The 21,907-nt window shown below is 70.3% G+C and carries 23 protein-coding genes; 14 read left to right on the top strand and 9 right to left on the bottom strand.

Features of this window, described 5'->3' with window-relative positions; all coding sequences use genetic code 11:
- Positions 1 to 48: 48 nt before the first annotated feature.
- Both FNH08_RS03820 and FNH08_RS03815 read left to right on the top strand, forming a co-directional pair.
- Positions 49 to 1,659 carry a serine/threonine-protein kinase gene (locus tag FNH08_RS03820; RefSeq protein ID WP_322723617.1) on the top strand — a complete coding sequence of 537 codons (1,611 nt, stop codon included), beginning with the start codon at positions 49 to 51 and terminating at the stop codon, positions 1,657 to 1,659.
- Positions 1,660 to 1,721: 62 nt separating this feature from the next.
- Positions 1,722 to 1,898: a hypothetical protein gene (locus FNH08_RS03815; protein ID WP_228033859.1), complete on the top strand. Its 177-nt coding sequence runs from the start codon at positions 1,722 to 1,724 to the stop codon at positions 1,896 to 1,898.
- Positions 1,899 to 1,912: 14 nt separating this feature from the next.
- On the opposite strand, the gene FNH08_RS03810 is transcribed toward FNH08_RS03815, so the two are convergent.
- From FNH08_RS03810 to FNH08_RS03800, 3 genes are all read right to left on the bottom strand, one after another.
- A complete protein-coding gene (locus tag FNH08_RS03810) occupies positions 1,913 to 2,728 on the bottom strand; it encodes a hypothetical protein (protein WP_228033858.1) in 816 nt (271 codons plus the stop codon).
- Between the two features lie 256 nt (positions 2,729 to 2,984).
- Positions 2,985 to 3,845: a class I SAM-dependent methyltransferase gene (locus FNH08_RS03805; protein ID WP_152769808.1), complete on the bottom strand. Its 861-nt coding sequence runs from the start codon at positions 3,843 to 3,845 to the stop codon at positions 2,985 to 2,987.
- A gap of 128 nt (positions 3,846 to 3,973) precedes the next feature.
- Positions 3,974 to 4,267, bottom strand: coding sequence for a putative quinol monooxygenase (locus FNH08_RS03800; RefSeq protein WP_322723616.1), 294 nt, complete (start codon positions 4,265 to 4,267; stop codon positions 3,974 to 3,976).
- A gap of 233 nt (positions 4,268 to 4,500) precedes the next feature.
- Here FNH08_RS03800 and FNH08_RS03795 point away from each other — a divergent pair, with 233 nt between their 5' ends.
- The 4 genes from FNH08_RS03795 (at position 4,501) to FNH08_RS03780 (ending at position 8,673) form a co-directional block, all read left to right on the top strand.
- Complete coding sequence (locus tag FNH08_RS03795) at positions 4,501 to 5,529, top strand: sugar ABC transporter substrate-binding protein (RefSeq protein WP_152769807.1); 1,029 nt, start codon at positions 4,501 to 4,503, stop codon at positions 5,527 to 5,529.
- Positions 5,530 to 5,702: 173 nt separating this feature from the next.
- A complete protein-coding gene (locus tag FNH08_RS03790; RefSeq protein ID WP_152769806.1) occupies positions 5,703 to 6,728 on the top strand; it encodes an ABC transporter permease in 1,026 nt (341 codons plus the stop codon).
- Positions 6,725 to 7,558 carry an ATP-binding cassette domain-containing protein gene (locus FNH08_RS03785; RefSeq protein ID WP_152769805.1) on the top strand — a complete coding sequence of 278 codons (834 nt, stop codon included), beginning with the start codon at positions 6,725 to 6,727 and terminating at the stop codon, positions 7,556 to 7,558. The genes FNH08_RS03790 and FNH08_RS03785 overlap by 4 nt, the downstream gene beginning before the upstream one ends.
- Positions 7,559 to 7,641: 83 nt before the next feature.
- On the top strand, positions 7,642 to 8,673 hold the full coding sequence (locus tag FNH08_RS03780) for a LacI family DNA-binding transcriptional regulator (RefSeq protein ID WP_152769804.1): 1,032 nt from the start codon (positions 7,642 to 7,644) through the stop codon (positions 8,671 to 8,673).
- Here FNH08_RS03780 and FNH08_RS03775 read toward each other — a convergent pair.
- The 4 genes from FNH08_RS03775 to FNH08_RS03760 are packed head-to-tail and all read right to left on the bottom strand — an operon-like array spanning position 8,603 to position 14,489.
- On the bottom strand, positions 8,603 to 10,189 hold the full coding sequence (locus FNH08_RS03775) for a sensor histidine kinase (RefSeq protein WP_322723614.1): 1,587 nt from the start codon (positions 10,187 to 10,189) through the stop codon (positions 8,603 to 8,605). The two genes, FNH08_RS03780 and FNH08_RS03775, sit on opposite strands and share 71 nt — an antisense overlap.
- Positions 10,186 to 10,926 carry a response regulator transcription factor gene (locus tag FNH08_RS03770; protein ID WP_152769803.1) on the bottom strand — a complete coding sequence of 247 codons (741 nt, stop codon included), beginning with the start codon at positions 10,924 to 10,926 and terminating at the stop codon, positions 10,186 to 10,188. Before FNH08_RS03770 ends, FNH08_RS03775 begins: the two co-directional genes overlap by 4 nt.
- Positions 10,927 to 10,981: 55 nt before the next feature.
- Positions 10,982 to 13,171 carry a glycosyltransferase family 39 protein gene (locus FNH08_RS03765; protein WP_152769802.1) on the bottom strand — a complete coding sequence of 730 codons (2,190 nt, stop codon included), beginning with the start codon at positions 13,169 to 13,171 and terminating at the stop codon, positions 10,982 to 10,984.
- A gap of 22 nt (positions 13,172 to 13,193) precedes the next feature.
- The gene (locus tag FNH08_RS03760) at positions 13,194 to 14,489 is read right to left on the bottom strand and encodes a glycosyltransferase (RefSeq protein WP_152769801.1); all 1,296 of its coding nucleotides are present in this window, start codon (positions 14,487 to 14,489) and stop codon (positions 13,194 to 13,196) included.
- 401 nt (positions 14,490 to 14,890) lie between these two features.
- Between FNH08_RS03760 and FNH08_RS03755 the strand changes: the two genes are divergently transcribed.
- Together FNH08_RS03755 and FNH08_RS50565 are read left to right on the top strand one after the other, a co-directional pair.
- Positions 14,891 to 15,259 carry a hypothetical protein gene (locus FNH08_RS03755; RefSeq protein WP_322723611.1) on the top strand — a complete coding sequence of 123 codons (369 nt, stop codon included), beginning with the start codon at positions 14,891 to 14,893 and terminating at the stop codon, positions 15,257 to 15,259.
- An 89-nt stretch (positions 15,260 to 15,348) separates the two neighbouring features.
- Positions 15,349 to 15,519 carry a hypothetical protein gene (locus FNH08_RS50565; protein WP_194238353.1) on the top strand — a complete coding sequence of 57 codons (171 nt, stop codon included), beginning with the start codon at positions 15,349 to 15,351 and terminating at the stop codon, positions 15,517 to 15,519.
- Positions 15,520 to 15,651: 132 nt separating this feature from the next.
- On the opposite strand, the gene FNH08_RS03750 is transcribed toward FNH08_RS50565, so the two are convergent.
- Complete coding sequence (locus tag FNH08_RS03750) at positions 15,652 to 16,293, bottom strand: superoxide dismutase (protein ID WP_152769800.1); 642 nt, start codon at positions 16,291 to 16,293, stop codon at positions 15,652 to 15,654.
- Positions 16,294 to 16,617: 324 nt separating this feature from the next.
- On the opposite strand from FNH08_RS03750, the gene FNH08_RS03745 reads away from it, so the two are divergent.
- The 3 genes from FNH08_RS03745 to FNH08_RS03740 all read left to right on the top strand — a co-directional run bounded on the left by FNH08_RS03745 (position 16,618) and on the right by FNH08_RS03740 (position 18,885).
- Positions 16,618 to 16,932: an FCD domain-containing protein gene (locus tag FNH08_RS03745; protein WP_322723609.1), complete on the top strand. Its 315-nt coding sequence runs from the start codon at positions 16,618 to 16,620 to the stop codon at positions 16,930 to 16,932.
- Complete coding sequence (locus FNH08_RS51550) at positions 16,916 to 17,053, top strand: hypothetical protein (RefSeq protein ID WP_228033856.1); 138 nt, start codon at positions 16,916 to 16,918, stop codon at positions 17,051 to 17,053. The genes FNH08_RS03745 and FNH08_RS51550 overlap by 17 nt, the downstream gene beginning before the upstream one ends.
- A 173-nt stretch (positions 17,054 to 17,226) precedes the next feature.
- A complete protein-coding gene (locus tag FNH08_RS03740) occupies positions 17,227 to 18,885 on the top strand; it encodes a purine-cytosine permease family protein (protein WP_152769799.1) in 1,659 nt (552 codons plus the stop codon).
- 60 nt (positions 18,886 to 18,945) lie between these two features.
- Here the strand turns inward: FNH08_RS03740 and FNH08_RS03735 are convergent, their stop codons facing one another.
- The gene (locus FNH08_RS03735; RefSeq protein ID WP_152769798.1) at positions 18,946 to 19,437 is read right to left on the bottom strand and encodes a hypothetical protein; all 492 of its coding nucleotides are present in this window, start codon (positions 19,435 to 19,437) and stop codon (positions 18,946 to 18,948) included.
- Between the two features lie 95 nt (positions 19,438 to 19,532).
- Here FNH08_RS03735 and FNH08_RS03730 point away from each other — a divergent pair, with 95 nt between their 5' ends.
- From FNH08_RS03730 to FNH08_RS03720, 3 genes are all read left to right on the top strand, one after another.
- Entirely contained in the window at positions 19,533 to 19,859 is a 327-nt protein-coding gene (locus tag FNH08_RS03730; protein ID WP_152769797.1) for a plasmid stabilization protein, read from the top strand.
- A gap of 129 nt (positions 19,860 to 19,988) precedes the next feature.
- Complete coding sequence (locus FNH08_RS03725; protein ID WP_322723608.1) at positions 19,989 to 20,324, top strand: STAS domain-containing protein; 336 nt, start codon at positions 19,989 to 19,991, stop codon at positions 20,322 to 20,324.
- A 54-nt stretch (positions 20,325 to 20,378) separates the two neighbouring features.
- Positions 20,379 to 21,907: SpoIIE family protein phosphatase (locus tag FNH08_RS03720; RefSeq protein ID WP_152769795.1), on the top strand; the 1,529-nt coding region annotated here is incomplete at its 3' end.

Genomic DNA, 21,907 nt, shown 5'->3' with positions numbered 1-21,907 from the left:
GGCAGACAGGGGTATCGCAACGCGGGCACAGGTAGCGGAGGGCACACGGTGTCGGACGAGGGACGGCTCATCGCCGGACGCTACCGGCTCACCGAACTGATCGGCCGGGGCGGCATGGGCACGGTGTGGCGCGCCGAGGACGGGGTGCTGGGCCGCCAGGTCGCACTGAAGCAGTTGCACATGCATCCGCATCTGTCCTCCGACGACCTCGCCACGCTGTTCGAGCGGACGCGGCGCGAGGCGCGCAGTGCGGCCAGCGTCACGCACCCCAGCGTGATCGTCGTGCACGACGTCGTGGAGGACGACGGGCGGCCCTGCATCGTGATGGAGTACGTCCCCGGCAGCACGCTGGACGATCTTCTCCGCGGCGGCGGGACCATCGCACCCGGGGAGGCCGCCCGTATCGGCCTGGGCATGATCGCCGCCCTCCGTGCCGCGCACGCCGCCGGTGTCCTGCACCGCGACGTCAAACCCGGCAACGTGCTGCTCGGCGCCGAGGACCGGGTGGTGCTCACGGACTTCGGCATCGCGATGACGTCCGGCACGTCGACGCTCACCAAGACCGGTGAGATGGTCGGCTCCATCGACTACATGGCTCCGGAACGCATCCGCGGGCAGCAGCCCGGCCCGGCCTCGGACCTGTGGTCGCTGGGCGCCGCGCTGTACCAGGCGGTCGAAGGGCGGCCGCCGTTCCGCAGGGACACGGCGGTGGAGACCGCGTACGCCGCCGTCGTCGATCCGCCGGCCCCGATGCGACACGCCGGGCCGCTGGAACCCCTCATCGAGTCCCTCCTGGCCAAGGACCCCGACGAGCGGCCCTCGGCGGAGCAGACGGAACGAGCCCTGCACGCGGCGCGCTCGGGCGCGACGACGTCCGCGGTGTCCACGTTGTCCGCGGCCCCCACGTCCGCGTCGCCCGATCGTTCCGGGGACACCGACCGATCCGGGGCGGCCGAGCGGCGTGCGGGGGCGTCCGGGCACGGGCCTGGCCGACCGCCCGGCTCGGAGCCGGGGCCACCGGCGTCTCCCCGGGGCGCCGGGCGCGGCCGCGGGAGACGACGGCGTCGCGCGGGTGTCGTCGCGGCGGTCGCGGCCTCCGCCGTGGCCGTAACCGCGGGAGCCTCGTTCTACGCGATGTCGCACCGCGGCCCGGACAGCACCGGTTCCCACGCGAACCGACGCCCAGCCGCGTCGTCGCCCGCGCCGTCCTCGGCGCCCAAGGGCTACCGCCTGGTCCGGGACACGCGGCTCGGAGTCGCCTTCCCCGTGCCGGACGACTGGAAGATCGGCAAGCGGACCCCCGACGAGGTCACGTACGCCGCCCCGTCCGGACTGGCGGGCATCACGATCGGCACCGTGGCCCCCGCGGGAAGCAACCCCGTGACGCACTTCTCCGACATCGAGGCCAACACGAAGGACAACTACCCGACGTACCGCCGACTGCGGATGCAGCGGACCACCTTCCGCGGCCGGCCCGCGGCCGTGTGGGAGTTCACCTTCCAGGGACGCGCCCGCCTCTTCCGTGCCATCGACCTCGGCTACGGCAGGGAAGGCGACCGGGAATACGACATCTACCTGTCCGCACCCGCCGCGGAGTGGGACACCTACCGCCCCGTCTTCGACCAGGTCAGGGACGGGTTCACCACGACCGCCACCTGATCTCTCGCCTCTGCGCGGCTTCGGGAGGAGCATGGGAGATGAGCGAGCGAGGGAGGCCCGCCATGAAGACCGGAGCCTCGGACGACGACCGCTGGCTGTACTCGCACACGCCCTCCCAGGCCGAGGGTGAGCGCGACGAAACGGCCGAGCGCACAGCCGTGGAGCAGCATCCGGACGTCCCCCGGACCGAGCCGTCCCAGGCGGAGGGCGAGCGGGTGGACGACGCCCGAACCACATGACCGCCGACGACTGATCAGCGAAAGGTGCCCGCGGCAGAGCCCTCTGAATCGCCCTTCCCGGTGGTCTCGCCCGGCAGGAACGTCCGGCGCGCCCACAGGCCCAGCAGTACCGTCGCCCCGACCAACAGCGGCACCGGGTCGCGGGCCAGAGGAGCCAGCGCGTATCCCAGCGCCATCACCGTGAAGACGATCAGGGGAACGAACGCCGCGGCACCCTCCATACCCAGCCGCAGCGACGACCGACCGGCACCCAGGACGCTCGCCCCGCCGGGCACCCAGGGACCGGCGGCGACCACCAGCAGGCCCGCGGTGTTGAAGGCACCGGCCAGCTGACCGGACACCACCTCGGGGATGTCCGGGCCGGCGCCCCACAGCCGCAGGGTGTCGCCGATCAGCGTGACGGACAGCCCGACGACCGACACCCACAGCGTGGCGCGGTGGTCGTCCCGTACGAGGGGGCGCAGGGCGAGCAGAAAGCTGAGGAACACGACTTCCGCGGCCCACAGGGCACCCACCATTCCCGTGCCCAGCTGCCACCCGTCACCGGGTCCCCGCAGCAGTACCCACCCGGTCATGAACACGGACCCGGCGGTGACGACCCCGTCGAGCACGCGCCGCAGCCACATGCGGCGGCCCGTACCGGCATCGGCCGCGACCACGAGACCCGCCGTCCCCAGGCCGACCGCGACCGTCACCCCGGCGATCACCATGGCACCGAGCACCGACCGCACGTCCGGGCCCCATGCCCAGGGGTGAGCCGACAGCACGTCGACCGCGGCCCGGTACACACCCCCCGCGGCCGCCGAACCCGCCAACAGGAGCAGGCGCATCCGCACCCGCCCCCTCACCCCGGACGCGCGGAGCGCCAGGGAGACCGTCAACGCCCAGCATCCGACGGCCGGACCGAAACCCGTCAAGCGCGCCGCCCCACTCTCGACCGCCCACCACCCGTTGACAGTGAGCGCTGTGCCAACAACATCGAGACCGTAAGGGACCCACCAGCGGCGCCGGACGAAAGATTCGGCTGATTCACTCGTACTGCGTAAAGGAAGCTCGAAGGAGCGCGATGCCCGACAACGGCTACAGCTACCTCTCCGCGGTCAAGGGCGTGCGCTCCGCCGGCTGCGTGGTCCCCCAGGCGCTGATGAGTTGCGGGTAGGCGAACACGGCCTCGAACGTGGCCAGTTCCTCGCTCAGACGGGCCTGGAGTGTGTCCACCCCGACTTCTTCCGCTGTGGCCACGCCGGTCTGTTCGATCACCGGGAGCATGGCCCGGATGATCCCGGCCATCAGGGCCGGGCCGTCCGGGTCGCCGGGGGCGAAGTGGGGCTGCATGCCCAGCATGCCCAAGGGGTGCAGACCTGCCTCGCACAGGAGCGTCCACAGGCGCGGGCCCAGTGAGTGGGTGATGCCCGCGCGGTCGGATGCCTCGGCCTGCCAGGACAGCAGCCGGGTGGCCAGCGGGGTGGCGGGCCGGGGGCCGCCGCTGAACAGGTCGACCTCGATGGGCGCCACCACGCCACCGGGACGCAGCTGTGCGGCCTGGGTCCGCAGGACCTTGGCCGGGTCCGGCAGGTAGAGCAGGACGAGGCGGGCGGTGATCGCGTCGAACGGGCCCCCGGGGGCGGGCTGTTGAATGTCGCCCACGACGAAGCTGACGTTGTCGAGTCCGTGGTGCCGGGCGCGTGCCCGGGCAGTGGTGATCGCGTCCTGCGACTGGTCGATGCCCACCACCGCTCCGGTCGGACCGACCAGTTCGGCGGCGACGAACGACACGTCACCGGCCCCGGCTCCGAGGTCCAGCACCCGCATCCCGGTCCCGATCCCGGCCGCCCGCAGCAACGTCCGGGTGGCGGGTGCGATGGCCCGGCCCTGACGGCCCAGCCGTTCCAGTTCTTCGGGGTCACTGCCCAGGTGGTAGCCGCTGCCGCTCCGCGATGAAGCCATGGGTCTCGCCTCCCGGTGTCCGTGTCCGTAGCGCCTGGCCCGGCGTTCGGTGGCCGCACCTCACTGAAGTGCGGCCACGGCCCTTTGCCAACATCGCTTTTCAGCCTCCTGCCGGGCGGCGAAGAAGCTCAGGTCACCGGATCCAGGAAGGTCAGCACCGAGGCGTCCTCCTCGATCAGCGGGGCGAGTGCGGCGTTGAACGGGCCACCGTACGGGGCCTTCAGGTGCGCCTGGAAGGCGTCCTCGTCCCGGTACACCTCGAAGATCCAGTAGGCGCGCGGGGCGGCGGCCTTGGTGTAGACGTCGAAGGCGAGATTGCCCTCTTCCTCGCGCACTTTCTCGGCGTAGTCCAGCAACAGGCGGGCGACCTCGTCCTCCGCTCCCTCGCGGGCGGTGAACTCGGCGAGCAGGGTCTTGTTCACGGTGTGGTGTCCTCCATGGCCGGGATCCATCGCGTGAGGCGGCGACGGATACGGACGGACGTCGGCCCCGGGCGTTGCCGATTTGTGACGAGTGCAGGGCATTGACGTTTCCGGGAGACGGAGTCCATCATCCTCGCCATGCAGTGTCAACGATGACATAAGTCAACGATGACACCTCGGAACGGCATGCTCGGATGCCGCCCGCGCCGCTCGCGATCCCGCAGGAGTCATTCATGTCTCGCACCACTCGTCTGCCCATGTCCCTCCTCAGAGCCGCCGCGTGCACGGGCATCGCGGCCCTCACCCTGACGGCCTGCGGATCCGGCTCCGGTTCCGGATCGGGTTCCTCCAGCGCCGGTTCGGGCGACGTCAAGGTGGGTCTGATCACCAAGACCGACACCAACCCGTTCTTCGTCAAGATGAAGGAGGGCGCGGAGAAGGCCGCGAAGGCCGAGGGCGTGAAGCTCATGACCGCGGCCGGCAAGTTCGACGGCGACAACGCCGGTCAGGTCACGGCCATCGAGAACATGGTCGCCTCGGGCGTGAAGGGCATCCTGATCACCCCGAGCGACTCCAAGGCCATCGTGCCCGCCATCGCCAAGGCCCGCGCCAAGGGCGTCCTGGTCATCGCCCTGGACACCCCGACCGAGCCGGACGACGCGGTCGACGCCCTCTTCGCCACCGACAACCTCAAGGCCGGCGAGCTGATCGGTGAGTACGCCAAGGCCGCCATGAAGGGCAAGTCGGCCAAGATAGCCACCCTCGACCTCGCGCCGGGCGTGTCCGTCGGCGTCCAGCGGCACGACGGCTTCCTCAAGGGCTTCGGCATCAAGGAGGGCGACCCCTCCGTCGTCTGTTCCCAGGACACCGCGGGCGACCAGGCCAAGGGCCAGACCGCCATGGAGAACTGCCTCCAGAAGGAACCCGGCATCAACGTCGTCTACACGATCAACGAGCCGGCCGCGCTGGGCGCGTACACCGCGCTCAAGGCCAAGGGCCGGGAGAAGGACGTCCTGATCGTCTCGGTCGACGGCGGCTGCACCGGAACCAAGGCCGTCAAGGACGGCAAGATCGCCGCCACCTCGCAGCAGTACCCGCTGAAGATGGCCTCCCAGGGCGTCAACGCCGTCGTGACGTACGCCAAGGACGGCAAGAAGGCGTCCGGTTACACGGACACGGGCGTCACCCTCATCACCGACAAGGCGCAGGACGGGGTCACGTCGAAGGACACCGCCTACGGCCTGGAGAACTGCTGGGGCTGAGCCGCCCGGTTCGAACCGTAGGACAACGCCTTCCCCTCAGCGGGGCGGCCGCCCCAACTCCCCGACCCGGGGCGGCCGCCCCCTCGTTCCCTTGCCCTCCGACAGGGACGGACCACGACATCTGTCCTCCGACCAGGACGGACAAGGCTTCTGTCTTCCGACAAGGACTTCGCATGACAGCCACGACCACGCCCCCGAGCACGCCCCCGGGCACCTCCTCGCCGTACGCCGGGCTCAAGGCACCGACGACGGCCCGCAGACTGCTCACGGCACCGACCACCGGCCCGCTGGTCGCCCTCCTGTTGGCCTGTGCCTTCTTCTCCTTCTCGACCGACCAGTTCCTCACGGGCGGCAACTTCTCGCTGATCGTGCAGCAGGTCATGGTCGTGGGCACGCTCGCCATCGGCCAGACCCTGATCATCCTCACGGCGGGCATCGACCTGTCGTGCGGTGCGGTGATGGCGTTCGGCAGCATCATGATCGCCAAGATGGCCGCCGAGGGCTCGCTGCCCCCGCTCGTCGCCATCGCTGTGGGCATCGGCGTCTGCGGCGCCTTCGGGCTGCTCAACGGGCTGCTGGTGCAGAAGATCCCGCTGCCGCCGTTCATCGTCACCCTCGGCATGCTCAACGTGGCGTTCGCGCTGACCCACATCTACTCCGAGGAGCAGACGGTCACCAACCTGCCGGGCCCGCTGACGGCGCTCGGGCAGACCTTCCCGCTCGGCCGCACCGACATCACCTACGGCTCCCTGGTCACCATCGCCCTGTTCCTCCTCCTCGCCTACGCGCTGAGCAACACCGGTTGGGGCCGGCACGTCTACGCGGTGGGCAACAGCCCGGAAGCGGCACGGCTGAACGGCATCCGCACCTCCCGGCTGACCGTCGGCGTCTACACCGTGGCGGGTCTGTTGTACGGCATCGCCGCCCTGTTGCTCATCTCCCGCACCGGGGTCGGCGACCCGCAGGCGGGCCAGACAGACAACCTCGACAGCATCACCGCCGTGGTCCTCGGGGGCACCAGCCTCTTCGGCGGGCGCGGTTCGGTCCTGGGCACCTTCATCGGCGTCCTCATCGTCGGCGTCTTCCGCAACGGCCTGCAACTGATGGGCGTCGCCTCCATCTACCAGACCCTGATCACCGGTGTCCTGGTGATCCTCGCGGTGACCGTCGACCAGATCTCCCGGAAGAAGGCCCGATGAGCGCCAACTCCCCCACCCCCGTGCTGCAGGCCCGCGGTCTGGTCAAACGCTACGGCCACGTCACCGCCATCGACGGCGCCGACTTCGACCTGCTGCCGGGCGAGGTCCTCGCCGTCATCGGCGACAACGGAGCCGGCAAGACCAGCCTCATCAAGGCGCTGACCGGCGCGTTGGTCCCCGACGCGGGCGAGATACTCCTGGGCGGGAAGCCCATCACCTTCTCCGGTCCGCAAAGCGCCCGCGCCCACGGCATCGAGACGGTCTATCAGGACCTCGCCGTGGCCGCCTCCATGGACATCGCCTCGAACATGTTCCTCGGCCGGGAACTCCGCCGCCCCGGCGTCCTCGGCAGTGTCTTCCGCATGCTGGACAAGAAACGGATGCGTGAGGAGGCCGCCGAACACATGGCCGACCTGAAGATCGGCCTGCGCTCGCTGACACAGGCGGTCGAGACACTCTCCGGCGGACAGCGACAGGCCGTCGCGGTGGCCCGTTCCGTCGCCTGGGCCCGCAGCGTCGTCGTCATGGACGAGCCCACCGCCGCTCTCGGCGTCAAGGAGTCCGGTCAGGTCCTGGACCTCATCCGCCGCGTCCGGGACAAGGGCATGCCGGTCGTCCTGATCAGCCACAACATGCCTCACGTCTTCGAGATCGCCGACCGGATCCACGTCCACCGGCTGGGCCGGCGCGCCGCCGTGATCAAGCCCTCCGACTACTCCATGGCGGAGGTCGTCGCCATCATGACCGGCGCGCTCACCGTCGATGATGCCGGAGGTACGGTCGTGGCGGATTCCGAGGCGGCGAAGGCGGCCGGGGTCCAGGCGAGCTGACGGCGCTCGGTACGACGGAAGCACGCACGGGTTCCGGCCGAGGCCGCGGCCGGACCCGACGAGCACAGGAGACACCTACCTCCATGGCAGCGAACCGCCGCCCCACCCTGGCCGACGTCGCCCGAGAAGTGGGCGTCAGTGCCAAGACCGTCTCCCGCGTCCTCAACGAGGACGGACCGGCCTCGGCGCGGACCAGGGAACAGGTACTCGCCGCCGTGGCCAAGCTCGGCTTCCAGCCGAACCTGATGGCCCGCAACATCCGCGTCGGCGGGCCCGACAGCAGCATCGGACTTGTCATCCCCGACCTCGGCAACCCCTTCTTCGGAGCCGTGGCCGGCGGCATCGAGGACACGGTGCGCGACCGCGGTCTGACCCTCGTCATGGGGTCCTCCGCGGACGACCCCGACCGCGAACGCGCGTTGACGGACAAGTTCCTCGCCCGCCGCATCAGCATCCTGTTGGTCGTGCCGTCCGTCGGCGCCGACCACTCCCACCTCAAGGCCCACCGCGCCGCGGGGCTGCCCGTCGTCTTCGTCGACCGTCCGGGCGCCGGTCTGGCCACGGACAGCGTCGTCAGCTCCAACCGTGCCGGCGCCCAGGACGGCGTCGCCCACCTGATCGCCCACGGCCACCGGCGCATCGGCTTCGTCGGCGACCTTCCCACCAGGCTCTACACACGCCGTGAGCGTCTGGCCGGATACCGCGCGGCACTCCAGGAGGCCGGCCTCCCCCAGGACCGCTCCCTGATCACCAACGCCCATGACCAGCACGGCGCTTCGGCCGCCACATCGCAGCTGCTCGGCCTGGAGGATCCCCCCACCGCCCTGTTCGCCGGCAACAACATCGTCGCGCTGGGCATCGTCACCGAACTCGCCCGCAGCAGGCGGAAGGACGTCGCCGTCGTCGCCTTCGACGACGTGGCGCTCGCCGAGGCACTCGAACCTGCCCTGACCGTCGTCGCGCAGAACCCCGAGGGAATCGGCAGAACGGCGGCGGCCACCGCCCTGGCCCGCCTGGACGGCGACCGCTCGCGCGGCCGCACCGTCACGGTCCCCACCCGCCTGATCGTCCGGGGCTCGGGCGAGCGCCCTGCTCCGGTGCCGCAGAGGGTTTGATCATCTCGCCGGGCAGTACGAGACGGAAGGTGCAGCCCTCGCCGGGTGCGGTGTCGAGTTCGAGGCGGCCGCCGTGGCCCTCGGCGATGGTGGACGCGATGGCGAGTCCGAGTCCACTGCCACCGCGGGCCCGCGAGCGGGAGGGATCGGCCCGGTAGAACCGCTCGAACACGTGCGCGGCGTCGTGCGCGGTCAGTCCGGGCCCTTCGTCGGACACTTCCACGATGCTCACCGCGGTGTCCTCGGACAGGGACGGTGAGGCGCTGGTACGCCCCGGTCGCCCGGATCCGCCGGCCGCACCGCTGCGGGCGGTGCCCACCCGGACGTGGACGGCGGTACCCGGTGGAGTGTGAATCCGCGCGTTGGACAGCAGGTTCTCGACGATCTGCCGGAGGCGGTGCGGGTCGCCCATGGTCTCCACGAGTTCCAGCTCGGACGTGCCCGCGGAACCCTCCGGGGGACGCACCGGGCCGAGATCGACGGGGTGAGTGGTGTCCTGGAGGGCCGCCGTACTGACGGCGTCCGCCGCGAGCGACAGCAGATCCACCGGTTCGTGCCGGTAGGAGGGTTCCTTGTCCAGGGAGGCGAGCAACTGCAGGTCGTCGACCAGCAGACTCATGCGTTCCGCGTTCTGGGCGACCACCCGGTCCGCTTCCTGCCGTTCACCCGCGGAACGCCGTTCAGGACGCAGGGCCAGCTCCGCGTAGCCCTGGATCGCCGTGAGCGGGGTACGCAGTTCGTGCCCCGCGTCGGCCACGAAGCGCCGCATCCGCGCCTCCGATGCCTCCCTCTCCTGCAGTGCCCGCTGCAGCCGGTCGAGCATGGTGTTGAGCACCCGCCCGAGCCGTCCGATCTCGGTGCGCGCGTCGGTGTCGGTCAACCGCAGGTCGAGGTCGCCGGCGGTGATGTCCTCTGCGGTGCGCTCCATACGGGTCAGCGGCAGCAGCCCCAGGCGGACCACCCAGCGCCCCACGGCGATCAGTGCGGCGACCGCGACGCCCAGCACGGCGGCGTCGAGCCACAGGAGTCGGGACAGAGTGTCGTCGACGGTGTCCAGCGGCAGGGCGACCACGGCGTTCATGCCGTCCGGTCCGGCGTACCGGACCACTCTCCAACTCCCGTCGCCGTCCTCGGCGGAGATGGTCTCCGGGCGCCCGTAGTCCATTCCCAGATCGTCGGAGGAGTCCGCCAGCAGGGGGGCCGACTTCCGCCCCGCGCCCATGGAATGGTTCAGTCGTTCGCCCGTCGAGTCGTAGAAGTAGACGCGGAAGTCCGAGGGCAGCACGCTCGGGCGGGTCCTCGGGCCGGGAAGATCGTCGCGGAGCGCGTCGGCGTAGACGGGTGCCGGTGGATGGAAGGCGGCGAGCTGTTGGTCGACCCGGTCCAGCAGCCACGAGCGCAGCACCACGGAGCCGATCGCCTGCGAGGTCAGCACCGCCAGGGTTGCCAGGACCGTGACCCCGACGACGAGCCGTCGCCGCAGTGATGTCGCAGGACGCAGGAGGAACTTTCTCACTGGTCGACCGTTCCGGACCGGTCGCGGGGCAGCCGCAGGCAGTAGCCGACCCCGCGTACGGTGTGGATGAGCGGCGGGTCGATGTGGTCGATCTTCTTGCGCAGGTACTTGATGTAGGTCTCGACGATGCGCGCGTCGCCCGCGAAGTCGTAGCTCCAGACGTGGTTGAGGATCTGGACCTTGCTCACCACCCGTGTGGCGTTCTCCATGAGGTAGCCCAACAGCTTGAACTCGGTCGGTGACAGTGGGATGTACACGCCGGCGCGGTGCACGTCATGGGCGTTCTCGTCGAGTTCCAGGTCGGCGTAGCTCAGTACGCGTTCCGTGGGGGGCGGCGGGAGCGCGGCGCCGGTGCGGCGCAGGATGGCCTCGATGCGCAGCAGCACCTCCTCGATGCTGAAGGGCTTGGGCACATAGTCGTCCCCGCCGACACTCAGGCCCTTCAACCGGTCGTCGAGGGCTGTGCGGGCGGTCAGGAACAGCACGGGCACGTCGTTTCCCGCCGCCCGCAGCCTCCGGGTCACCTCGAATCCGTCCAGGTCCGGCAGCGTCACGTCCAGCAGCACCAGGTCGGGTGTGCCGCGCTCGGCCTCCACGAGGGCCGCGTGCCCCGTGTCGGCGCTGTTCACGTCGTACCCGGTGAGGCGGAGGGTGGACTCCAGCAGGGTGCGGATGCTGGGTTCGTCCTCCACCACGAGAAGCCTGCGCCGGGGCTTGTCCGCGGCCCGCTGTGTCATGACGCCGGTCTGTCCGTTCTGTGGTGTGTGTCGTGCGTACGGGCCGCCCAGCGGCTCACTTGGCGGCGCAGTCGTACAGGACGTCGGCGCCGAATCCCATCATCTCGCCGTTCCGCTGCGACGACGTGCCTCCGTACTTGGAGGCGGCCACCTTGGTGCAGTTCTTCGAGATCCAGCCGGAGCGCTCCTGCGAAGGGCTGCCGGACATGCCGGGGAAGCCGCCGGCGGCGTCCGAACCCAAGATGTAGCGCAGTTCGCCGTTCTTGGTCCACTTCTCCAGCTGGGACACCGACGGCGCGTTGTCCGAGCCGGTGAAGCCGCCCATGCCGATGACTGTCTCGTCGCTGCCGAGGATGAACGCGCCGGTGGACATGGCGCCGCCCTCCACGGCGAGCTTGATCCGTGCTGTCGGCGCGCGCTCGACCACGTAGTCCAGGATCTTGCGCTGGTTGCCCGTCAGTTCCGCACCGCCACCGAACACACCGGCTCCGCGGGCACCCGAGCCTCCCTGGCTTCCGGGACCTCCCTGCCCTACGGGATCTCCGGGACCTCCGCCGGAGCCGTTGCCGGGGAAGGAGGGCATCCCACCCGACGGGAGCTCACCGGACTGGCCCGAGCCCGAGCCACCGGGGAGGCCGGGCATACCCGAGGGCATTCCGGACGGCATGCCCGACGGCTGGTTCCCGCCGCCGGAGCCGGGCTGCCGCATGCCCGCTCCGCCGAATCCGAGGACCATCGGTCCCGCCGTGGGGTTGGCGCCGCCCATCACGCTGGTCGATCCGGGCACGCTCACCGCCCACGCGCCCGGGGCGACCAGGACCGCGGCCACCGCGGCTCCGACGGCCACCGGCAGCAGACCGCCTCGGCGTCGGGCGAGCAGCAGGAGAGCGACCGCGGCGCAGCCGGCCAGCAGCACCGGCCACACCAGCCAGCCGTTCCAGTCCGGGGTACGGCGGATGAGGGTCGCGGCCCAGATGACGCTCGCCGCCACGGCGGCCGTGCCCACCCACGACGTCCAGCGCTGTCCCGCGCGGTGGGCCCGGACGAGGGCGGCCGTCAGGCCACCGCACAGGGCGGCGATCGCCGGGGCCAACTGGGTGGTGTAGTAGGGGTGGAAGATGCCCTTCTGGGTGGAGAAGACGGCCGCGCAGACCACCAGCCAGGTCCCCCACAGCCACCAACCCGAGGCGGGCAGCACGGCGTTGTCGGGCAGCCGACCTCGGCGCCGCAGCACCGCGCAGACCACCGAGACCGCCAGGGCGACGGCGCAGAGGGGCAGCAGCCAGCTGATCTGCCCACCCACCTGGTCGTTGAACAGGCGCCCGAGACCGGCGGCGCCGCCGAACGACACGCCACCGCCCCCGGGGCCCTGGCCTCCGCTGTCGGAGCCGAAGACCCGCCCGAGTCCGTTGTAGCCGACCACGAGGTCCCAGGCCGAGCCGTCCTCGCTGCCCCCGACGTAGGGACGGTCGCCCGGCCACAGGGCCACCATCGCGACCCACCACAAGGAGGACGCCGCCAGGACGGCTCCCGCACCCAGCAGCCGCAGCACTCGCGGTGTCCAGGCGCCGCTTCCTGCCACGAGCCAGGCGACGGCGAAGGCCGGGACGACCATCCAGGCGGCGAGCATCTTGGTGAGGAACCCGCACCCGATCAGCAGGCCGCTCGCGCACAGCCACCAGGTCATGGCCCTGCCCTCGGCCCGCAGCGCCCGGGTGAGCGCGTACGCGGCCGACACCAGGAACAGGACGAGCAGGGTGTCGGGGTTGTTGTCCCGGTTGATCGCCACGGTGATGGGCGTCAGGGTGAGTGCCAGCGCGGCGATCAGCGCCGCGCCCTCCCCCGCCCAGCGCCGTACGGTGCGGTGCAGGACGAGGACCGCGGCCACGCCCTCGATCACCTGCGGCAGGATCATCGCCCAGCCGTGCAGCCCGAAGATCTTGGTGCTGATCACCTGCGGCCACAGCGCGGCGGGCGGCTTGTCGACCGTCACGACCCCGGCCGGATCGTAGGAGCCGAAGACGAAGTTGGTCCAGCTCGTCCCCATCGACTTCACGGCGGCGGAGTAGTAGCTGTTGGCCCAGCCGAGCGAGCCGAGCGCCCAGCCGTGGAGCACGGCTGCCAGGACGAGGATCAGGGCGAGGGCGGCGGGCGCCGACCAGGAGGGCAGTGAACGGCCGGCCGGGTGCTGGTTCCGGCCGGGCCCCGAGGTCGCGACGGACAGAGTGTGCGCGGAGTTGCTCATGAGGGAGGGAAGTTCGCTCTCGTCAGGGCCGGCGTCGGGCGGAACTGCGGAAGACGGCGGACCGCAGCACGGTGAACCGCACGACGGTGACCATCACGGAGGCCGCGGCCAGGACGGCGGTCTCAGCGGCCGGTGAAGCGCCGGGATCGGCCTGCTTGAACCAGAGCACCGCCCCGGAGGTCACCAGGTACCCGAGGACGAACAGGCCTCCGGCCCCGAGGTGCGCCCGCGCGGGCCGGGCTGAGGAGTGCCGGAAGGTCAGCCGGCGGTTCGCCTCGGTGTTCAACAGCGTGAGCACGAGCAGCGAGACCAGGTTGGCGAAGGCCGGCGACCACCAGCCGCGTAACAGCCAGTACAGCAGGGCCTGTCCCGCGGTCGAGGCGACGCCGATCGCCGCGAAGCACACGACCTCCCAGGGCAGCGCCGAACGCCCGGAGGAGGGCGCGAGTACCGCGTCCGGATGCTCGGCCGCCGGTGCCGGGCGGCGCGGCAGGTCGACCCTGGCGTCACCGGACGACTTGAGCCGCGCCATGCGCCACAGGCCCCGCAGGTCCTCGGCCGCCGTGCTCACCACGTCCACGCGGGTGTCGACGTCCTCGACCCAGTCGACCGGCACCTCGTGGACGCGCAGCCCGTTGTGCTCGGCCAGTAGCAGTAACTCGGTGTCGAAGAACCACGCGTCGTCACGTGTCACCTGCAGCAGCGGCCGGAGCACCTCCGTGCGGGCCGCCTTGAAACCGCACTGGGCGTCGGTGAAGCGCGCCCCGTGCGTCAGCCTGATGATCCCGTTGTAGCAGCGGGAGACGAACTCGCGGCGCGGTCCGCGCACCGTTCGGGCCCCGGGGGCCAGCCGGCTGCCGATCGCGATGTCCGAGTGGCCGCTGGCCAGCGGGGCGATCAGCGGGAGCAGACCGTCCAGGCCGGTGGACAGGTCGACGTCCATGTACGCCACGATGTCGGCCTCGCTCGCACCCCAGACCGTGCGCAGGGCCAGCCCGCGGCCCTTGCGGTCCAGGTGCACGACACCGACGCCGGGCAGCTCCTCCGCGAGGCGGTGGGCGGTGTCGAGCGTCCTGTCGGTGCTGGCGTTGTCGACGACGGTGATCCGCCAGGGGAAGGGGAAGCCGTCGGACAGGCGGGCGTGGAGTGTCCGCAGACAGCCCGGCAGGGCGCGCTCCTCGTTGTGGACGGGGACGACGACGTCCACCGTCGCGGTACCGGAGCCTTCGAGCGCTGAACGGTCGGAGTCGGCGGGTTGGAAGCGGGCCGGATGCCATGTGTGGAGGCCGGGAGTGGTCAGGTGGGGGGTGGGAGTCATGGCTTCCTTGGGCATGAGGGGACGGCGGACAGCGGTTCCTTGAGCCCTGATCGCGGGCTGCCGCACCACTGTTGCCGCTTCCCCTGTGCGGACCGGGGGAGGAAGCAGGGAACTGACGGGGAGTCAGAAAAGGAATCGGATACCCGCGATGCCGTCACCACCGCCCAGGCCGCCGATGAAAAGAGATCCCACTCTCACAGATTTGGGCAACTCGCGGAATTCGTGCCCAGTTTGTGGACCTTCCGCACTCCTGTAACGCGGCGGCATTGCAGGGCGCTGAATTACACGGGCTCATGTGACGACCATGGGCGAGGCGGCCGTCCGCCCCTCTCCCGGAGCGGGCAACCCGGGAGGCCGCGCCATACGCCGGCCCGCAAAGCGATGCGTCAGATTGGATTCCAGTGAGCAATACCGACCCGATTCCCGGACAGCACGCCTACGACCAGCCCCCGGGCCACCCGCAGGGCTACCCGCACCGCCGCGAGCGGAACCAGGCCACTACCCGACGGACGGCCCTGACCATCAGCACGATCGCCGACATCGCCGCCGGGTTCCTGGGGCTGTGGATCCTGCTCCACCTGCTCGGAGCCAACGAGGCCAATGTCTTCGTCGAGTTCGTGCACGGCACGGCCGACTGGCTGGCCTGGTGGTCACAGGATATTTTCACCATGGACACAGACGGCATTCGAGTTCTCCTCAATTACGGCCTGCCTGCCCTGATTTACCTGGCCATCGGTCATGGGATCGCCGCACGGCTCAGTCGGGCATGAAGGAGAATCACGATTATCCTTGAGGTCACCAAGGATGGATTTCGCGTCCGATCGGCCGGCTAAGAACGACACCCAGAAGGACCAGCCCTGTGACACCGAACTCGACCCGCAACGACGAACTGCCGATCTACGAGAGCCTGGTGCGTGAACGCGGTGACGTCGTGGCGGAAGCCCGCGTGGTGGCCGAAGAGACGCAGCACCAGGCAACGCAAGCGCTGAACGGGAACGACGGGGGCCGGCAGGAGAACCGTCCTCAGTGAGACCGTTGAGACTGCGGCCAAACAGAAGGGCTCCCACAAGTCACGTCCTTGGGGGAGCCCATCCTTGTGCCGCCTGCCCCGTGAAGGTTGAGAAGACGATCACGAGCAGGACATCTGCGGGGTGTTACGGCGTCACGGCGCGAGCAGCAGGCTGTCGCCGCGCTCCTTGGCGGCGGCGAAGCGCCTGGCCACGTCCTGCCAGTTGACGACCTGCCACATGGCCTCGATGAAGTCGACCTTCTGGTTCTTGTACTGCAGGTAGAAGGCGTGCTCCCAGGCGTCGAAGACGAGGATCGGGGTCGAGCCCTGGCCGACGTTGCCCTGGTGGTCGTAGACCTGCTCGACGATCAGGCGGCCACTGAGCGGCTCGTACGCCAGCACACCCCAGCCCGAACCCTGGGTCGTGGCCGACGCCTTGGTCAGCTGGGCCTTGAAGCCCGCGAACGAGCCGAAGGACTCGGCGATCGCGTCGGCCAGCTCACCCACACCGTCCTTGTCCAGCGGCTCGCCGCCGCCCTCGCCGGTCATGTTGTGCCAGTAGATGGAGTGCAGGATGTGACCGGAGAGGTGGAAGGCCAGATTCTTCTCCAGGCCGTTGATCGAACCCCACGTCTCCTTGTCCCGCGCCTCGGCGAGCTGCTCCAGGGTGTCGTTCGCGCCTTTGACGTACGCCGCGTGGTGCTTGTCGTGGTGCAGCTCGATGATCTCGGGGCTGATCACGGGCGCGAGGGCCGAGTAGTCGTAGGGGAGCTCCGGGAGCGTGTAAATCGCCATGTCCAACGTCCTCCGCGTTATTGCGAATGATATGCAGCTGCACGTTAACAGTAAGAGCGACACCTTGCCGATCAGGCGTTGGACCTAGGACCTGAGCCGTGTCGCGCAGCGGCGACCGCGCGCCCTCCAAGCCGAGGCACTGGGGAGCGGGGCGCGGTGAGTTCCCGGAAACGAGCCGTTCACCGTGCGACGGCTTCCCGGGAAACAAGCGGTTTCTAGCGTGTTCGATCATGGATGCAACGCTGTATACGCAGCCGGATGCGATCCTGGATCCGGTGCCGCGTCCCGTGCTGGATCCGGCCCCGCCCCCGGCGCCCCCACTGCGTGAGGAGGTCTACGCGAAGCTGCGCGTGGCCGTCCTCGGCGGCGAGTTCGGCTCGCGCGAGCGGCTGGGCGAGATGCGGCGAGGTTCGGGTCACCCTGGAACTGCGTGGCGTCGCCCGCGCGATCGAGGACTCCTCCGTCCGGCACGACACGGCGGTCCTCACCGCCGAACTGGACCGCTGGTACGCGATGCGTGAGCAGCCTCCGACGCCGGACCCGCGCTTCGTCGTCCAGGACGAGCGCTTCCACGCCGAACTCTCCCGCGCCTCCGGCAATCCCGCGCTGACACATCGAGATCATGGAGTTCGTCCGTGACGGACGGCTCGACGAGAGCTACCGGGCCTGCACGCCCATGTCGGCGACTCGATGGCCGTGGTGCTGGAACGCGCCCCAGCGGGCCATGACGCAGATGGCCCTGCACGCCGACCGCCTCTGAATCCCCGTAATCCCCGTAATCCCCGTAATCCCCGGGGGAGTTAACGCCCCGGCCCCGACTCCCGGCCGGCGACGACGCCAACCGGAGTGTCCCACCGCTCACCGCACCACGACCCCCTGCACGACGGAAACCCAGACCCCCACGCAGCACCACCGTCCCCCGAAGGGCTGGCCATGAGTAGTACAGAGTCACCTCTGACAGCCACACCACCGAACGCCACGACGACGAGCCAGGCGACCAAGGAGACGCTGGAGGACTACACCCTCCGCTTCGCGCCCCGCAGTTACCGCCGCTGGACCCCGATGGTCGTGGCGACGACCGCGCTCGGCGGCATCGCCTACATGGCCGACTTCTCCATCGGCGCCGGCATCGGCCTGGCCCACGGCACCGGCAACGCGCTCGTGGCGATCGCCGTCGCCGCCGTCGTCATCTTCGTCACCGGCTTCCCGCTCGCCTACTACGGCGCCCGCTACAACATCGACCTGGACCTGATCACCCGCGGTTCCGGCTTCGGCTACTACGGCTCGGTGTTGACCAGCGTCATCTTCGCCAGCTTCACCTTCATCTTCTTCGCCCTCGAAGGCTCGATCATGGCCCAGGGCCTCAAGCTGGGCCTCGGGCTGCCGCTGTGGCTGGGCTATCTGGTCTCCACCCTGATGGTGATCCCGCTGGTGATCTACGGCATGAAGGCGCTCAGCAAGCTCCAGGTGTGGACGACGCCGATCTGGCTGGTCCTGATGGTCGCCCCGCTCGTCTACCTCGTCGCCACCGACCCCGGCACGGTCGACCGCTTCCTCTCCTACGCGGGCACCGACGGCGAAGGCGGCGTCAACACCGCCTCCGTACTCCTCGGCGCCGGTGTCTGCCTCTCCCTCATCGCGCAGATCGGTGAGCAGATCGACTACTTGCGCTTCATGCCGCCCAAGACCGAGGCCAACAAGCGCACTTGGTGGACGGCCGTGGTCATGGCCGGCCCCGGCTGGGTCGTACTCGGCGCGCTCAAGCAGGCCATCGGTGTCTTCCTCGCCGTGTACATCCTGGCCAAGGTCGGCCCGACGGCGGCGCCCGAGCCGATCCAGCAGTTCCGTGGTGCCTTCGACGCGATGATGCCGTCCTGGATGGTCGTCCCGCTGGCCGTGGCGCTCGTCGTGATCAGCCAGATCAAGATCAACGTCACGAACGCGTACTCCGGCTCGCTGGCGTGGACCAACTCCTTCACCCGCGTCACCAAGCACTACCCCGGCCGCATGATCTTCGTCCTGGTCAACCTGGCCTTCGCGCTGGCCCTGATGGAAGCCGACATGTTCAGCTTCCTCAACAGCATCCTCGGCTTCTACTCCAACTGCGCCATCGCCTGGGTCGTCACCGTCGCCACCGACATCGGCGTCAACAAGTACCTGCTGAAACTCTCCCCGCTCCAGCCGGAGTTCCGCCGGGGCATGCTCCACGCCGTCAACCCGGTCGGCGTCGTCGCCTTCGTCGCCGCCTCCGGCCTGTCCATCGCCATGTACTTCCACGCCCTGGGCGACACCCTGCAGCCGTACTCCCCCGTCGCCGCCGCCGTCATCGCCTTCGTCCTCACCCCGCTGATGGCGATCGTCACCAAGGGCAAGTACTACCTGCGCCGCACCGACGACGGCATCGACGAGCCGCTCCTCGACACGGAGGGCAACCCGAGCGCGACGACGTACGACTGCCACGTCTGCCGCCAGCCCTACGAGCGCCCCGACCTGGCCGCCTGCCGGACCCACGACGCGTATGTCTGCTCCCTGTGCCTGAGCACGGACAGCGTCGGCGACCACGTACTGCCCGCGCAGCCGACAGCCGTCTGAAGCCACGACCGGGTGACAGGCGCACGGCCGGGCGGGCGCCCGCCACCCGGCCACCCCTCGTCATGTGCTCTCTGCCCGCATGCCCTTGGCGGGAGCGGCGAAGAGCCGACGTGCCGGGGTGTTGAGCGCGGCGAACCCTTCGACGATCTGCGCCGCCACACACCAGCGCCCGTCCCGCGGGCGCCGGCGCAGACGCCAGCGGTGGAACGCTTCTCCGGCGTACTCCTCGCTCCGGGCGGCCCCGGCCTCACGCCCACGGAGGAAGAAGCGCAACCGGGTCCTGGCGGTGATGGATCCGGGCGCCTCCTGACGGATGTCGAGGATCTGCAGGACCTCGTGGGACTCGTCGAAGAAGACCGAGCGTTCCCGCAGGAAGTCGCGCAGCCCTGCCTCCCCCTGCCACACGTACCCGCCCTCGAATCCCGTCCCGAAGTCCTCGGTGAGGATGCCGGTGAGCATCTCCTCCGCCGGGACATGGGCCTGCAGCAGGGTGAAGTACCGCTCGATCGTGTCGATGAGGACGGGTTCGAGGACGTCACCGGGAGCAGACATCCGAACTCCTTTCGACGGCGGGCCGGGCACTGGCGGAGCGGTTCGGTCGTGGAGGGCAGGGTACTCGCGGGGGTCCTGGAGAGAGGAGTTCCGCCATGCCCGCAGGATCGAGCCGGAAGCGCGAGCGGCAGTACGAGCACATCAAGGAGAGCGCCCAGCAGCGGGGCGAGTCCGCCGGCCGGGCGAAGGAGATCGCCGCGCGCACGGTGAACAAGGAGCGGGCCCGCGCCGGTGAATCCCGCACATCGAGCCGGACCTCGACGCGCGATCCCAAGTCCGCCTCCCAGCGCGGCGGCGAACGCTCCCACCGGGGTGCCGCTGGGCCCACCAGGGACCAGCTGTACGAGGAGGCGAAGAAGCGCAACATCGAGGGCCGCTCCTCCATGAACAAGCGGCAACTGCAACAGGCGCTCGGCCGCTGACCCGCCGTTCGACAGCGAGCCGATCGGACGGCCGCGACCACCGTATGCCGACGCGGGGCGGCGATCGACTAGTGCGATGATGAGGAGATTCCACAGTGAGGGGGAACCTCCATGGTTCCGGTGTCCGGCGTGCGACGCTCCGAGGACTGTGGGGTGTGGGCGGTGGTGGTCCTCACCGGCGAGGTGGACCTGTTCCTGGCCCCGGTGCTGCGCGACGCCGTGGACACGCTGATCGTCGAGGGCCGGGCACGCATCGTGCTGGACCTGGAGCAGGTGTACTTCATGGACTCGTCCGCGCTGGGCGTACTGGTGTACGGGCTGCGGCGGACCGGAGCCACGGGGGGCACGCTGCGTCTGGCGGCACCGGGCGAGCAGGTACGCCGCCTGCTGGAGCTGACGGGCCTGGACACCGCCATCGAGATCTTCCCGTACGCCACGGCTGCCTGTGAGGCCCCGTGGCCGTGACGCCCCCCAGGAAGCCTTGCGGAGACAGCCGAGGCGGCGGGCAGAATACGTCGGGTGGAGAGCGGTTCGGGAAAGCATGACGTCACCGGCGTCGGCACGGGCGAGGCGCTGACGTCCGCGTTGTTCGCCGCCGCGGGCGCCGGCATGTACGCCGTGGACGACCAGGGCACGGTGATCGCCTGCAACCCCTGGGCGGAGCAGCTGCTGGGCTACGAACCGGGCACCCTGATCGGGGTCGATGCCCACCGCGCCCTGCACTCCCTGGACACGGAGACCGCCGCCGCGCCCGTCCAGCGGCCGATCCTCCAGGACGTCGCGCTGGGCAGGCGGACCAGCGGCGACCGCGCCGTACTGGTGCGCGCCGACGGCACACCGCTTCAGGTGTGGTGGACGGCCGCGCCGCTGCCGGCGTCGATGGGACACGGCGAGGGCGTGGTGGTCGTGTTCCACGACGCGACCGACCAGCGAGAGCGGGAGGGGCGCCGCGCCGAGCGGTACGCGCACAGCGAGACGATGCGGGAGCAGGCCGAATACGATCTGGCGGAGATCACCTGGCTCGGTGAGCTGACGCTGGCCATGACCAGCACCCTGGACACGGACGAAGCCCTCCACCGTCTGGTGCGCCAGCTGGTGCCCCGCCTCGCGGACACCGCCCTGATCGACCTGGCCGAGGGGCGTGGTCATCGCCGCGCGGCCGGTGCCCACCACACGCCCGACGTCCTACCGGCCGGCCGGTCCGACGAGTCGCTGCCGGAGCACCCCGCCCACCACGCGGCCATCACCCACGTACTGCAAGGAGGCGCTACGCAGCACCTGACGGACCTTGCGTCCGCGGCGCACGAGGAAGCGGACCTGTTGGCGGTGGTGGAAGCCCACGAAGCTCTGGTCGTTCCGCTGCGGCTGCGCACCACCACCTTCGGGGCGCTGACGCTGACCCGCGCGCCGGCCAGCCCTCCCTTCAACGAAGCCGACCGGGTCCTGGCGGAGGAGGTGGCCCGCCGCATCAGCCTGGGCCTGGACAAGACCAGCCTGCACGCCGCCCAGGCCGACATCGCCGCCACGATGCAGCGCGCTCTGCTCACCGACCTGCCCGACGTCACGGGCATCGAACTGGCCGCCCACTACCAGCCCGCGCAGCACGCCGCGGAAGTCGGCGGCGACTGGTACGACGCGTTCCTCCTGGAGGACGGCGACCTCGCCATGGTCATCGGAGACGTCACCGGGCACGACATCCAGGCCGCCTCCCGCATGAGCGAACTGCGCAACATGCTGCGTGCCCTGGCCGTCGACCGCCCCGACGAAACACCCGGCCAGATCCTCCGCCGCCTGGACACCGCCCAGGCCCGTCTGACCCTCGCCGACTCCGCCACCGCGATCCTCACCCGCCTGCGCCAGACCGCCGACGGGGCCTGGCAGGCATCCTGGTCCGTCGCCGGTCATCCCCCGCCCCTGCTCATCACCGCCGACGGCACCGCCACCCACCTCACCGGAGCGCACGCCATGCTCCTGGGGCTGCGCCCCACCGCCGAGCGCCCGACCACCCACGCCCCTCTGCCCGACGGCGCCACCTTCCTGCTCTACAC

The sequence above is a fragment of the Streptomyces spongiae genome (assembly GCF_009377185.1).
Taxonomy (GTDB): Bacteria; Actinomycetota; Actinomycetes; order Streptomycetales; family Streptomycetaceae; genus Streptomyces; species Streptomyces spongiae.
The sequence above is the reverse complement of the archived record's forward strand: the minus strand, read 5'-3'. Positions and strand labels throughout refer to the sequence as shown.

What these genes read in the sequence shown, in the direction of transcription:
- FNH08_RS03810 (WP_228033858.1), bottom strand. Translation starts at nt 2,728, where the DNA reads ATGCGCCTGCTCCTGTTGGCGGGTTCGGCGGCCGCGGGGGGTGTGTAC.
- FNH08_RS03750 (WP_152769800.1), bottom strand. Translation starts at nt 16,293, where the DNA reads ATGGCGATTTACACGCTCCCGGAGCTCCCCTACGACTACTCGGCCCTC.
- FNH08_RS03790 (WP_152769806.1), top strand. Translation starts at nt 5,703, where the DNA reads ATGACAGCCACGACCACGCCCCCGAGCACGCCCCCGGGCACCTCCTCG.
- FNH08_RS03805 (WP_152769808.1), bottom strand. Translation starts at nt 3,845, where the DNA reads ATGGCTTCATCGCGGAGCGGCAGCGGCTACCACCTGGGCAGTGACCCC.
- FNH08_RS03735 (WP_152769798.1), bottom strand. Translation starts at nt 19,437, where the DNA reads ATGTCTGCTCCCGGTGACGTCCTCGAACCCGTCCTCATCGACACGATC.
- FNH08_RS03730 (WP_152769797.1), top strand. Translation starts at nt 19,533, where the DNA reads ATGCCCGCAGGATCGAGCCGGAAGCGCGAGCGGCAGTACGAGCACATC.
- FNH08_RS51550 (WP_228033856.1), top strand. Translation starts at nt 16,916, where the DNA reads ATGGAGTTCGTCCGTGACGGACGGCTCGACGAGAGCTACCGGGCCTGC.
- FNH08_RS03765 (WP_152769802.1), bottom strand. Translation starts at nt 13,171, where the DNA reads ATGAGCAACTCCGCGCACACTCTGTCCGTCGCGACCTCGGGGCCCGGC.
- FNH08_RS03760 (WP_152769801.1), bottom strand. Translation starts at nt 14,489, where the DNA reads ATGACTCCCACCCCCCACCTGACCACTCCCGGCCTCCACACATGGCAT.
- FNH08_RS03780 (WP_152769804.1), top strand. Translation starts at nt 7,642, where the DNA reads ATGGCAGCGAACCGCCGCCCCACCCTGGCCGACGTCGCCCGAGAAGTG.
- FNH08_RS03785 (WP_152769805.1), top strand. Translation starts at nt 6,725, where the DNA reads ATGAGCGCCAACTCCCCCACCCCCGTGCTGCAGGCCCGCGGTCTGGTC.
- FNH08_RS03770 (WP_152769803.1), bottom strand. Translation starts at nt 10,926, where the DNA reads ATGACACAGCGGGCCGCGGACAAGCCCCGGCGCAGGCTTCTCGTGGTG.
- FNH08_RS03815 (WP_228033859.1), top strand. Translation starts at nt 1,722, where the DNA reads ATGAAGACCGGAGCCTCGGACGACGACCGCTGGCTGTACTCGCACACG.
- FNH08_RS03795 (WP_152769807.1), top strand. Translation starts at nt 4,501, where the DNA reads ATGTCTCGCACCACTCGTCTGCCCATGTCCCTCCTCAGAGCCGCCGCG.
- FNH08_RS03740 (WP_152769799.1), top strand. Translation starts at nt 17,227, where the DNA reads ATGAGTAGTACAGAGTCACCTCTGACAGCCACACCACCGAACGCCACG.